10 protein-coding genes are annotated in these 12,867 nt (G+C 59.5%); all 10 read left to right on the top strand.

Annotation, left to right across the window (positions count from 1 at the left end; all coding sequences use genetic code 11):
- Positions 1-13 precede the first annotated feature (13 nt).
- Positions 14-517: an OmpH family outer membrane protein gene (locus GV819_RS20945; protein WP_161757955.1), complete on the top strand. Its 504-nt coding sequence runs from the start codon at positions 14-16 to the stop codon at positions 515-517.
- A gap of 3 nt (positions 518-520) precedes the next feature.
- Positions 521-1,576, top strand: coding sequence for a UDP-3-O-(3-hydroxymyristoyl)glucosamine N-acyltransferase (gene lpxD, locus GV819_RS20940; protein ID WP_161757954.1), 1,056 nt, complete (start codon positions 521-523; stop codon positions 1,574-1,576).
- A 109-nt stretch (positions 1,577-1,685) separates the two neighbouring features.
- Complete coding sequence (gene fabZ / locus GV819_RS20935; RefSeq protein WP_007924058.1) at positions 1,686-2,126, top strand: 3-hydroxyacyl-ACP dehydratase FabZ; 441 nt, start codon at positions 1,686-1,688, stop codon at positions 2,124-2,126.
- A complete protein-coding gene (gene lpxA, locus GV819_RS20930) occupies positions 2,123-2,899 on the top strand; it encodes an acyl-ACP--UDP-N-acetylglucosamine O-acyltransferase (RefSeq protein WP_161757953.1) in 777 nt (258 codons plus the stop codon). The genes fabZ and lpxA overlap by 4 nt, the downstream gene beginning before the upstream one ends.
- Positions 2,900-2,901: 2 nt before the next feature.
- Complete coding sequence (gene lpxB, locus GV819_RS20925; RefSeq protein ID WP_161757952.1) at positions 2,902-4,035, top strand: lipid-A-disaccharide synthase; 1,134 nt, start codon at positions 2,902-2,904, stop codon at positions 4,033-4,035.
- A 7-nt stretch (positions 4,036-4,042) separates the two neighbouring features.
- Complete coding sequence (gene rnhB / locus GV819_RS20920; protein WP_161758072.1) at positions 4,043-4,675, top strand: ribonuclease HII; 633 nt, start codon at positions 4,043-4,045, stop codon at positions 4,673-4,675.
- A gap of 210 nt (positions 4,676-4,885) precedes the next feature.
- Entirely contained in the window at positions 4,886-8,407 is a 3,522-nt protein-coding gene (gene dnaE, locus GV819_RS20915) for a DNA polymerase III subunit alpha (RefSeq protein WP_161757951.1), read from the top strand.
- A 139-nt stretch (positions 8,408-8,546) separates the two neighbouring features.
- On the top strand, positions 8,547-9,494 hold the full coding sequence (locus GV819_RS20910; RefSeq protein ID WP_161757950.1) for an acetyl-CoA carboxylase carboxyltransferase subunit alpha: 948 nt from the start codon (positions 8,547-8,549) through the stop codon (positions 9,492-9,494).
- Between the two features lie 149 nt (positions 9,495-9,643).
- Positions 9,644-10,960 (top strand): tRNA lysidine(34) synthetase TilS, encoded by a 1,317-nt coding sequence (tilS, locus tag GV819_RS20905; RefSeq protein WP_161757949.1) that lies wholly within the window; start codon positions 9,644-9,646, stop codon positions 10,958-10,960.
- 274 nt (positions 10,961-11,234) lie between these two features.
- A complete protein-coding gene (locus GV819_RS20900) occupies positions 11,235-12,866 on the top strand; it encodes a CTP synthase (protein WP_161757948.1) in 1,632 nt (543 codons plus the stop codon).
- The last annotated feature ends 1 nt before the right edge of the window (position 12,867 follow it).

Raw genomic sequence — 12,867 nt, 5'->3', positions numbered from 1 at the left:
GTAGGAGTGCATCGTGCGTAAGTTGACTCAATTGGTTCTCCTGGCCACCGTTCTGGTCGCGAGCCCGGCATTTGCCGACATGAAAATTGCTGTACTGAACTATCAGATGGCTTTGCTGGAATCCGACGCTGCGAAGAAGTACGCAGTGGACGCAGAGAAGAAGTTCGGCCCGCAACTGACCAAGCTGAAAACGTTGGAAAGCAGTGCCAAGGGCATCCAGGATCGCCTGGTTGCCGGTGGCGACAAGATGCAGCAAGGCGAGCGTGAGCGTCTGGAACTCGAGTTCAAGCAAAAGGCCCGTGATTTCCAGTTCCAATCCAAGGAACTGAACGAAGCCAAAGCCGTGGCTGACCGTGAAATGCTCAAGCAGTTGAAGCCGAAGCTGGACAGCGCAGTTGAAGAAGTCATCAAGAAAGGTGCTTTCGATCTGGTCTTCGAACGTGGCGCAGTGATCGATGTCAAGCCTCAGTACGACATCACCCGCCAGGTTATCGAGCGCATGAATCAGCTGAAGTAAACCATGACCGCGACTATGAAGCTCGGCCAGTTGGCCGAGTTCCTCGGCGCCACCTTACGTGGCGACGCGGAGAAGGAAATCACTGGGCTAGCCACCTTGCAGGAGGCTGGCCCAGCTCAGTTGAGCTTTTTGGCAAACCCTCAATACCGCAAGTATCTGCTGGATAACCAGGCCGGCGCGGTGCTGTTGAAGGCCGCCGATGCCGAGACCTATGCCGGTGATGCGCTGGTGGTGGCTGACCCTTACTCGTCCTATGCACGGGTTTCCCATTTGTTCGACCCCAAGCCCAAGGCTGCGGCTGGCATCCATCCTTCCGCGGTGATTGCTGCTGATGCGTTGGTGGATCCTGCGGCGAGCATCGGTGCGTTCGCGGTGATCGAGAGTGGTGTGCGAATTGCGGCTGGGGTGACCATCGGTGCCCATTGTTTCATTGGCGCCCGCTGCGAAATCGGCGAAGGCGGTTGGCTGGCCCCGCGGGTAACGCTGTACCACGATGTGCGCATCGGCAAGCGTGTGGTCATCCAGTCGGGGGCGGTGCTGGGCGGTGAAGGCTTCGGTTTCGCCAATGAGAAAGGCATCTGGCAGAAGATTGCGCAGATCGGTGGCGTGACCATCGGTGATGATGTGGAGATCGGGGTCAACACCGCGATCGACCGCGGTGCGCTGGCTGATACCCTCATTGGCAATGGCGTGAAGCTGGACAACCAGATTCAGATCGCTCACAACGTGCAGATCGGCGATCACACTGCCATGGCGGCTTGTGTGGGGATTTCCGGCAGTACCAAGATCGGCAAGCACTGTATGCTCGCCGGCGGTGTGGGCCTGGTGGGCCACATTGAGGTTTGTGACAACGTATTCCTCACCGGGATGACCATGGTGACCCACTCGATTACCGAGCCGGGTGCCTACTCTTCCGGTACGGCCATGCAGCCTGCTGCCGAGTGGCGCAAAAGCGCGGCACGCATCCGCCAGCTCGATGATCTCGCGCGGCGTCTGCGTCAGTTGGAAAAGCGCGTTGGGGACGTGACCCCTGGCGGCAATGCTTCATCTGATGGCTGATACCATTTCCATATCAAGTGTGCACAGCCGCTAGACGGCCTCCTTGATTTGCTAGAGGAGCGTGCGTTAGTCGCGCGCTCCCACTCTTTACTACAGGCTTCCCCCCGAAATGATGGACATCAACGAGATTCGCGAATACTTGCCTCACCGTTACCCTTTCCTGTTGGTGGATCGGGTAGTGGACCTGGATGTTGAGGGCAAGTGCATTCGTGCCTACAAAAATGTCAGCATCAACGAGCCATTCTTCAATGGTCACTTCCCCGCGCATCCGATCATGCCGGGCGTATTGATCATCGAAGCCATGGCTCAGGCTGCGGGCATTCTCGGTTTCAAGATGCTCGACGTGAAGCCGGCCGATGGCACCCTCTACTACTTCGTCGGCTCCGACAAACTGCGTTTCCGCCAGCCGGTGCTGCCGGGCGACCAGTTGATCCTTGAAGCCAAGTTCATCAGCTGCAAGCGTCAGATCTGGAAGTTCGAGTGCCAGGCGTCGGTGGATGGCAAGCCAGTATGCTCCGCTGAAATTATCTGTGCGGAACGCAAACTGTGAGTTTGATTGACCCTCGCGCAATCATCGATCCGACGGCCGTTCTGGCCGACGGCGTTGAGGTTGGCCCGTGGTCGATCATTGGTGCCGGTGTGGAAATCGGCGAGGGCACCGTGATCGGGCCCCACGTGATTCTCAGAGGCCCCACCCGGATTGGGAAGCACAACCGCATCTACCAGTTTTCTTCGGTAGGTGAGGACACCCCTGATCTGAAGTACAAGGGCGAGGAAACCCGCCTGGTGATCGGTGACCACAATGTGATCCGCGAAGGCGTGACCATTCACCGTGGCACCGTCCAGGATCGTTCCGAAACCACGCTGGGCGACCATAACTTGATCATGGCCTATGCCCATATCGGCCATGACAGCGTTATTGGTAACCACTGCATTCTGGTTAACAACACGGCGTTGGCTGGCCATGTGCATGTGGATGACTGGGCGATTCTCTCCGGTTTTACCCTGGTGCATCAGTATTGCCATATTGGCGCTCACAGCTTTTCCGGCATGGGCACGGCTATCGGCAAGGATGTGCCTGCATTCGTCACGGTGTTCGGCAATCCTGCTGAGGCCCGCAGCATGAACTTTGAAGGCATGCGTCGTCGTGGTTTCAGCGAAGATGCGCTCCATGCACTACGGCGCGCCTACAAGGTGGTTTACCGCCAGGGGCTGACGGTGGATCAAGCCTTGGCCGAACTGGCCGAGCCGGCTGCACAGTTTTCCGAAGTCGCGATATTTCGTGACTCGATCCAGTCTTCGACTCGCGGCATCACCCGTTAATCATGAACACTCTGTGTATTGCGCTGGTGGCTGGCGAAGCCTCCGGCGATATTCTCGGCGCCGGTTTGATGCGCGCGCTCAAGGCTCAGCACCCGGCTGTCAAATTCATTGGGGTCGGCGGTCCGTTGATGGAGGCCGAAGGCCTGACATCCTACTTCCCCATGGAGCGCCTGGCGGTCATGGGCTTGGTGGAAGTGCTTGGACGCTTGCGTGAGCTATTGGCTCGCCGCAAGAAGCTGGTCCAGACCCTGATCGCTGAAAAGCCGGATGTATTCATCGGTATCGATGCTCCTGATTTCACCCTGAACATTGAGCTCAAGCTGCGCCAGGCCGGCATCAAGACGGTGCATTACGTCAGTCCTTCCGTCTGGGCCTGGCGGCAGAAGCGTGTGCTGAAGATTCGCGAAGGCTGCGACCTGATGCTGACTCTGTTTCCCTTCGAGGCGAAGTTCTACGAAGAGAAAGGCGTTCCGGTGAAGTTCGTTGGCCATTCCCTGGCCGATGCTATTCCGCTGCAAGCCGATCGGGCGGCAGCGCGTGCAGAGTTGGGCTTGCCCGAGGGGCCGCTGGTGGCCTTGATGCCTGGCAGCCGAGGCGGTGAAGTAGGGCGCCTGGGCGGCTTGTTCCTCGATGCTGCTCAGCGCTTACGGGCCATGCGTCCAGGCGTGCGCTTCATCATGCCGTGCGCCAGTCCGGAGCGACGCGTCCAGTTGGAAGAGCTGCTGGCCAGTCGTGATTTGCCGTTGACCTTGCTCGATGGTCAGTCGCACAAGGCTCTGGCCGCCTGTGACGCGGTGTTGATCGCCTCTGGCACCGCGACCCTGGAAGCCTTGCTCTACAAGCGACCGATGGTGGTGGCTTACCGCCTGGCGCCGCTGACCTTCTGGATTCTCAAGCGCATGGTCAAGAGCCCTTATATTTCCTTGCCGAACTTGTTGGCTCAGCGTTTGCTGGTGCCCGAGTTGCTGCAGGATGACGCTACCGCAGAGGCTTTGGCTCAGACCTTGTCACCGCTGATCGAAGGTGGTGAAGAGCAGACCCGCGGTTTTGACCAGATCCATCGAACCTTGCGTCGTGATGCGTCCAACCAAGCGGCGCGAGCGGTACTTGAACTGATCGGAACCCACAGTGAGTAACTCGAAGATGCAGATGGGCCTGGATTTCTCTTTGGTGGCGGATGCCGAAGACCTGGTGGCCGGTGTCGACGAAGTCGGCCGTGGGCCCTTGTGTGGCGCGGTGGTCACTGCGGCGGTGATTCTCGATCCGAAACGGCCGATTCTCGGCCTCAACGACTCGAAGAAACTCACCGAGGCCCGTCGTGAGAAGCTGTTCGACGAGATCTGCGAAAAAGCCTTGAGCTGGTGCATTGCCCGGGCCGAAGTCGAAGAGATTGATGAGCTGAACATTCTCCACGCCACCATGTTGGCCATGCAGCGCGCGGTGGAAGGCCTGAGCGTGACTCCGAAGCTGGCAATGATCGATGGCAACCGTTGTCCGAAGCTGGCGATGCCGGCAGAAGCGGTGGTCAAGGGTGATAGCAAGGTTCCGGCGATTGCCGCCGCATCAATTCTGGCCAAGGTCAGTCGCGACCGTGAAATGGCCGCGTTCGAGTTGATTTACCCGGGCTATGGCATGGGCGGTCACAAAGGCTACCCAACTCCGGTGCACCTGGAGGCCCTAGCACGGTTGGGGCCGACGCCAATTCACCGGCGTTCCTTTGCCCCTGTGCGTCAAGCCTACGAAGTGCGTGAGGCGCAGGGCGAGATTCAGTCCTGAGGCTGATGTTTTAGTTAAGGCCCGGTACAATCCGGCTGCTTTAAAGACTGAAGAGTGACGGTAAGACAAGGCGAGCGGTGGCGATAAAGTGCAGTTGATGTCAGTCAATGAGCATTTCTAGCTGTTGTTCAACGATGTTTACCGAACTCGCTGCCTTTAAATCGCCTGATTTCCGGGCCTTGTTGTTTTCGCGCTTATTACAGGATCACTATGCCGGCTTCATTCGTTCACCTGCGCCTGCACACTGAATACTCCCTGGTCGACGGTCTGGTGCGGATCAAGCCGCTGGTCAAGGCGCTGACTGGCATGGGCATGCCGGCGGTGGCGGTTACCGACCAGAACAACATGTGTTCCCTGGTCAAGTTCTACAAGACCAGCATGGGCGCCGGAATCAAGCCAATCTGCGGTGCCGACCTGTGGCTGTCGAACAAGGACCCGGATAACCCCCTGAGCCGCATCAGCCTGCTGGCGATGAATGCCTTGGGTTATCGCAACCTCACCGAGCTGATTTCCCGCGGCTTTATCGATGGTCAGCGCAATGGCCAGATCATCATCGAGCGCGAATGGGTGGCAGAGGCCGCGGAAGGTCTGATCATGCTCTCGGCGGCCAAGGAGGGCGAGATCGGCATGGCCCTGATTGCCGGCGATCTGGAAGTGGCCGAAACCCTGGCGCGCGAATGGATGGCGGTGTTTCCGGAGCGTTTCTATCTGGAAGTACAGCGCACCAACCGGCCCAATGACGAAGAGCAACTGCACGCCGCCGTGGCCCTGGCCGACAAGATCGGTGCGCCGCTGGTGGCGACCAACGATGTGCGCTTTATCAAGCAGGAAGACTTTGCCGCTCACGAGACCCGAGTATGTATCGGTGAAGGCCGAGCCCTGGATGACCCGCGCCGCTCGAAAAACTACAGCGATCAGCAGTATCTGAAAAGTGCCGAGGAGATGGCCGAGCTGTTCAGCGATCTGCCCGAGGCGCTGGAAAACACCGTCGAAATCGCCAAGCGCTGCAACATCGAGGTCAAGCTGGGCAAGCACTTCCTGCCCGACTACCCGATCCCCGATGGCATGACCATCGATGAGTATTTCCGCAAGGTTTCCTTTGACGGGCTGGACGAGCGCCTCAGCGTGCTGCTGCCCAAGGACACCACCGAGGACTATGAAGCCAAGCGCCAGGTCTATGTCGACCGGCTGAATTTCGAGCTGGATATCATCATCCAGATGGGCTTCCCCGGTTACTTCCTGATCGTTATGGACTTTATCCAGTGGGCCAAGAGCAATGGCGTGCCGGTAGGTCCGGGCCGAGGCTCGGGTGCCGGTTCCCTGGTAGCCTACGTGCAGAAGATCACTGACCTCGATCCGCTGGAATACGACCTGCTGTTCGAACGTTTCCTTAACCCGGAACGGGTCTCCATGCCCGACTTCGACGTCGACTTCTGCATGGACGGTCGTGACCGGGTGATCGACTACGTGGCCGAGAAATACGGCCGCAACGCGGTGAGCCAGATCATCACCTTCGGTTCCATGGCGGCCAAGGCTGTGGTCCGTGACGTGGCACGGGTGCAGGGCAAGTCCTACGGCCTGGCCGACCGCCTGTCGAAGATGATCCCCTTCGAAGTCGGCATGACCCTGGAAAAAGCCTATGAGCAGGAAGAGATCCTGCGGGACTTCATCAAGGTCGATGAAGAGGCGGCAGAAATCTGGGAGATGGCGCGCAAGCTCGAAGGCGTAGTGCGTAACGTCGGCAAGCACGCCGGTGGTGTGGTGATCGCGCCAACCAAGCTCACCGACTTCTCGCCGATCTATTGCGATGAAGAGGGTGGCGGCCTGGTTACCCAGTTCGACAAGGATGACGTCGAGGCTGCCGGCCTGGTGAAGTTCGACTTCCTCGGCCTGCGGACCCTGACCATCATCGACTGGGCTCTGAAGACGATCAACCGTGACCGTGCCAAGGTCGGTGAGGAACCGCTGGACATCGCCTTCATCCCACTGGATGACAAACCGACTTACAGCCTGCTGCAAAAAGCTGAAACCACGGCGGTGTTCCAGCTGGAATCCCGTGGCATGAAGGAGCTGATCAAGAAGCTCAAGCCCGACTGCCTCGAAGACTTGATCGCACTGGTGGCCCTGTTCCGACCGGGCCCGCTGCAATCGGGCATGGTGGATGACTTCATCAACCGTAAGCACGGTCGCGCCGAACTGGCTTACCCGCACTCGGACTACCAGTACGAAGGGCTTAAGCCTGTGCTGGCGCCGACTTACGGCATCATCCTGTATCAGGAACAGGTGATGCAGATTGCCCAGGTCATGGCCGGTTACACCCTGGGTGGTGCGGACATGCTGCGTCGCGCCATGGGTAAGAAAAAACCCGAAGAAATGGCCAAGCAGCGTGGTGGCTTCATTGAGGGGTGCGTCTCCAACAATATCGACCCGGACCTGGCGGGTAACATTTTCGACCTGGTGGAAAAATTCGCCGGTTACGGCTTCAACAAATCCCACTCCGCTGCCTACGGCCTGGTGTCGTACCAGACTGCCTGGCTGAAGGCGCACTACCCGGCGCCGTTCATGGCGGCGGTACTTTCCGCGGATATGCACAACACCGACAAGGTCGTGACCTTGATCGAGGAAGTGCGGATCATGAAGCTGCGCCTCGATGCACCGGACGTGAACACCTCCGAGTTCAAATTCACGGTGAACGACGAAGGCCGCATCGTGTATGGCCTGGGGGCGATCAAGGGGGTCGGTGAGGGGCCGGTGGAAGCCATCACCGAAGCCCGAGCGGAAGGCCCTTTCAAGGACCTGTTCGATTTCTGCGCCAGGGTCGACCTCAAGCGCATCAACAAACGGACCCTGGACGGCCTGATTCGCAGTGGCGCCCTGGACCGCCTCGGCCCGCACTTTTTCGATGAGCCCAAGGCCTACCAGGCCAACATCGACCAGAACCGCGCGGTGCTGCTGGCGGCCATGGAAGAAGCGATCAAGGCTGCGGAACAGACCGCCCGTACCCACGACAGTGGCCACGCTGACCTGTTTGGCGGGGTGTTCGTCGATGAGGATGCGGATGTCTACGCCAACCATCGCAAGGCCAAGGAACTGACCCTCAAGGAGCGCCTGAAAGGCGAGAAAGACACCCTGGGGCTGTACCTGACCGGGCACCCGATCGACGAGTACGAAGGCGAGATCCGTCGTTTCGCCCGTCAGCGCATCATCGACCTTAAGCCGGCCCGGGATACCCAGACCGTAGCGGGGATGATCATTGCCCTGCGGGTAATGAAGAACAAAAAGGGCGACAAGATGGGCTTCATCACCCTCGACGACCGCTCGGGGCGGATTGAAGCCTCGCTGTTTGCCGATGCGTTCCACTCGGCGCAGTCGCTGCTGCAGACCGACGCCATGGTGGTGGTGGAGGGCGAGGTCAGCAACGACGACTTCTCCGGCGGCCTGCGCCTGCGGGTCAAGCGGGTGATGAGCATGGAGGATGCGCGGACCAACCTGGCGGAAAGCCTGCGCCTGAAAGTCCACAGCGATGCCCTGAAGGGCGATCAGCTACGCTGGCTGGGTGATCTGTTCAAGCGCCACCGCGGTGCGTGCCCGATTACCATGGAATACACACGGGATGACGCCAAGGCCCTGCTGCAGTTTGGCGAGAACTGGCGGATCGACCCGGCGGACAGCTTGATTCAAGCCCTGCGTGACCAGTTCGGGCGAGACAACGTCTTCCTCCAATACCGTTGACGGTGAGGTGCCATCATTGCGCCTCATCGCCACTTGAATTTTTAATCTCGACCTCAACGCGTCCGTCCCTTAAGGTAGGGCGCGAATAGACAACCGGCCGGCCCAAGCCCCCTTGGACGTCGAGCCCAGACGGACGCCTATGAACCCGAATTTTCTTGATTTCGAACAGCCGATCGCCGACCTGCAAGCCAAGATCGAAGAGTTGCGCTTGGTCGGTAATGACAATTCGCTGAATATCGGCGATGAGATTTCCCGCCTGCAGGACAAGAGCAATACCCTGACCGAGGACATCTTCGGCAAGCTCACCAGCTGGCAGATCGCACGTCTGGCGCGGCACCCGCGTCGTCCGTACACCCTGGACTACATCCAGCACATCTTTACCGAGTTCGACGAGCTGCACGGCGATCGCCACTTCTCCGACGACGCCGCGATTGTCGGCGGGATTGCGCGCCTGGACGAGCAGCCGGTGATGATCATCGGTCACCAGAAAGGCCGTGAAGTGCGCGAGAAGGTCCGCCGCAACTTCGGCATGCCGCGTCCGGAAGGCTACCGCAAGGCCTGCCGCCTGATGGAAATGGCCGAACGCTTCAAGATGCCGATCCTGACCTTTATCGACACCCCGGGCGCCTATCCGGGCATCGACGCAGAAGAGCGCAACCAGAGCGAGGCGATTGCCTGGAACCTGCGGGTCATGTCGCGTCTGAAGACCCCGATCATCGCCACCGTGATCGGTGAGGGTGGTTCCGGCGGCGCGTTGGCCATCGGTGTCTGCGACCAGTTGAACATGCTGCAGTACTCCACCTACGCGGTGATCTCGCCGGAAGGCTGTGCCTCTATCCTGTGGAAAACCTCGGAAAAGGCCCCGGACGCGGCTGAAGCGATGGGCATTACTGCTGAGCGCCTGAAGGGCCTGGGGATTGTCGACAAGGTGATCGGTGAGCCGCTGGGCGGCGCCCATCGCGATCCAGCCACTGCTGCCGCGTCCATCCGTGCCGAACTCAGCTCGCAACTGGCGATGCTCAAGGAGATGGATAACGACACGTTGCTGGCTCGTCGTTATGACCGTCTAATGAGCTACGGTCTCTGATCGACCGTCGTTCTCCCTTGTAGGAGTCGCCGGGCGGCGCTCCGTTTGCTCGCGACCCTGGCGCTGTTGATCGATCCGATTACGGCGCCATCCTTTATCGTGGGCAAGCGCAACACCGCCTAGCCGCTCCTATAGGTCTTGATCGGTTGATGAACCTTCTCTCTGCCAAATTGCTGCAAAACCTGGCGCCCTGGCGTGAAGCCTCGACCTGGCGCATCGCTTTCTCCGGTGGCCTGGATTCCACCGTTCTGCTGCACCTCCTTGCCAATCTGGCGCAACAACACTCCCTTCCGACTCTGACAGCTGTGCATGTCCATCACGGACTGCAAGCGGCTGCGGATGCCTGGCCGACCCATTGTCAGGTGTTCTGTGATGCCTTGGGTGTCCCTTTGCAGGTGGTTCATGTCCAAGTGCAAGCTGGTGCCAGCCTGGAGCGCGCTGCCCGAGATGCGCGCTATGGCGCCTTCGAGCGCGTGATTGGCGTCAATGAAGTGCTGCTGACGGCGCAGCATCGCGACGACCAGGCTGAAACCCTGTTGTTTCGTCTGTTGCGCGGTGCCGGGGTCAGAGGATTATCAGCGATGCCGGAAACCCGGCCTTTGGGAAGGGGGCATCTGCTGCGGCCTTTGCTGGACGTGTCTCGCGCCGATCTTGAGAGCTATGCCGCGGAGCATCGGCTGAGTTGGGTCGAGGACCCTTCCAATGCGAATCATCAGTACTCGCGCAACTACCTGCGGCATCAGGTCATGCCGTCGTTGATTGCTCGCTGGCCCCAGGCGGCGGCGAGCATGAGTCGTAGTGCTGCGCATCTCAGTGAGGCGCAGGGCTTGCTCGATGAACTGGCGTTGTTGGATCTGGTGGTTGCTGAGAGTTCGAGCAACTTCCCATGGTTGGGCCTGCCTTCACTGGCTTTCGCACCCTTGCAGCAGTTGTCCCCGGCACGCCAGCGCAATGCCTTGAGCCACTGGTTGAGCAGGTTTACCCGCTTGCCGGATACCGATCATTGGCTGGGTTGGGAGAACCTGCGCGATGCGGGAGGCGAGGGACGGCCGCTTTGGCGTTTGGCCGATGGCGAGTTGCACCGTGCTGCAGGGCGTATCTGGTGGCTGTCCGGCGTTTGGCTGCAGTCGGTCGGGGAGGGCGTCGAATGGAGCGATCCGCAGAGTCCGTTGCAATTGCCGGGTAATGGCCGGGTTGCCTTCAGTGGCCCGGCACCGAGCGGGCCGTTGCATATTCGTTACCGCCAGGGCGGTGAAATCATGCAGGTAGCTGGGCGCGGCCATCGTGACTTGAAGCGTCTGCTCAACGAAACCGGGCTGCCGAGCTTTGCCCGTGGCAGATTGCCGCTGCTGTATCAGAATGACCGGCTGCTGGCGCTGGCGAACCTGCCAGCACTTGGTGCAAACCCCCGGGGAGGCTGGCAATTGCACTGGGTGCCACCGACCAGCGATCAAGGTTTGAGCTGAAAGGGGCTTTCCGGTAGACTACGCTCCCTTCTTGATACAACTTCTGTGGATTCGCCTGAATTGCAGGAGTTGCCGATTACCAAGCAGTCTTTGCTGGGCGATTCCAAAAAATGTGTAGCGAGCAACGTACCGGTGTTATTGCACCCGGTCTGTCACAACGCGGCGGTTTTTTTGAAAGGTGCACTGTGATTAATGCAGGTGATCGGGGGCTTCGGCCTTCCTTCGCTTTCCCCGGCGGCACTGACCGCTTTAACGCAGACTTCTAGGGTTTTTCATGACGCGCTACATATTCGTCACGGGCGGTGTTGTTTCTTCATTGGGGAAAGGCATTGCCTCCGCTTCATTGGCGGCCATCCTGGAGGCGCGGGGACTTAAGGTCACCATGCTCAAGCTGGACCCGTACATCAACGTCGACCCGGGCACCATGAGCCCGTTCCAGCACGGTGAAGTGTTCGTCACCCACGACGGCGCCGAGACCGACCTGGACCTGGGCCACTACGAGCGGTTCATCCGCACGACCATGACCCAGAACAACAACTTCACCACCGGCCGTGTCTACGAGCACGTGCTGCGCAAAGAGCGCCGTGGTGACTACCTGGGTGCAACCATCCAGGTGATTCCGCACATCACCGACGAAATCAAGCGCCGCATCATCAAGGGTGCCGGCGACGCTGACGTGGCAATGGTCGAAATCGGTGGCACCGTGGGTGACATCGAATCGCAACCGTTCCTGGAAGCTATCCGCCAACTGCGCTTCGAAGTCGGCGCCAAGCGCGCGATGCTGATGCACCTGACCCTGGTTCCGTACATCGCTACCGCTGGCGAGACCAAAACCAAGCCAACCCAGCACTCGGTCAAGGAACTGCGCTCCATCGGCCTGCAACCGGACGTGCTGGTTTGCCGCTCCGACCATCCGATCGACATCTCTTCGCGTCGCAAGATCGCGCAATTCACCAACGTTGAAGAGCGTGCGGTGATCGCCCTGGAAGACGCTGACACCATCTACAAGATTCCGGGCATTCTGCACTCCCAGGGCCTGGATGATTTTGTTGTCGAGCGTTTCGGCCTGCAATGCACTGGTGCCGATCTGTCCGAGTGGGAAGCTGTGGTCGATGCCAAGCTGAACCCGGAACACGAAGTCACCATCGCCATGGTCGGCAAGTACATGGAACTGCTAGACGCCTACAAGTCGCTGATTGAAGCGATGAGTCACGCTGGCATCAGCAATCGCACCAAGGTCAACCTGCGCTACATCGATTCCGAAGACATCGAAAACCAAGGTACCGCGCTGCTGGAAGGTGTCGATGCGATCCTGGTTCCAGGTGGCTTCGGTCTGCGTGGCGTGGAAGGCAAGATCACTGCGGTGCAATACGCTCGCGAAAACAAGGTGCCGTACCTGGGGATCTGCCTGGGCATGCAAGTGGCGGTCATCGAGTTCGCTCGTAACGTCATGGGTTGGAAAGATGCCAACTCCACCGAGTTCGATCGCGCTAGCGGCCACCCGGTCGTGGGCCTGATCACCGAGTGGGAAGACGCTACCGGTGCTGTCGAGACCCGCACCGAAACTTCCGATCTGGGCGGTACCATGCGCCTGGGCGCTCAGGATTGCCTATTGGAGCCGGGCTCCAAGGTGCACGATTGCTACGCCAAGGACGTGATCGTCGAGCGTCACCGTCACCGCTACGAAGTGAACAACAAGCTGCTGCCGCAACTGGTTGACGCCGGCCTGAAAATCTCCGGTCGTTCCGGCGATGGCGCGCTGGTCGAAGTGGTCGAGGCTCAGGATCATCCTTGGTTCGTCGCGTGCCAGTTCCACCCTGAGTTCACCTCGACGCCACGTGACGGTCACCCACTGTTCAGCGGTTTCGTCAAAGCAGCATTGGCTCAACACCAGAAGAAGGCTTGAA

This window comes from Pseudomonas sp. Fl5BN2 (genome assembly GCF_009908205.1).
Taxonomy (GTDB): Bacteria; Pseudomonadota; Gammaproteobacteria; order Pseudomonadales; family Pseudomonadaceae; genus Aquipseudomonas.
Note: the sequence above shows the minus strand (reverse complement) of the source record. Positions and strands in the feature narration are given on the sequence as shown.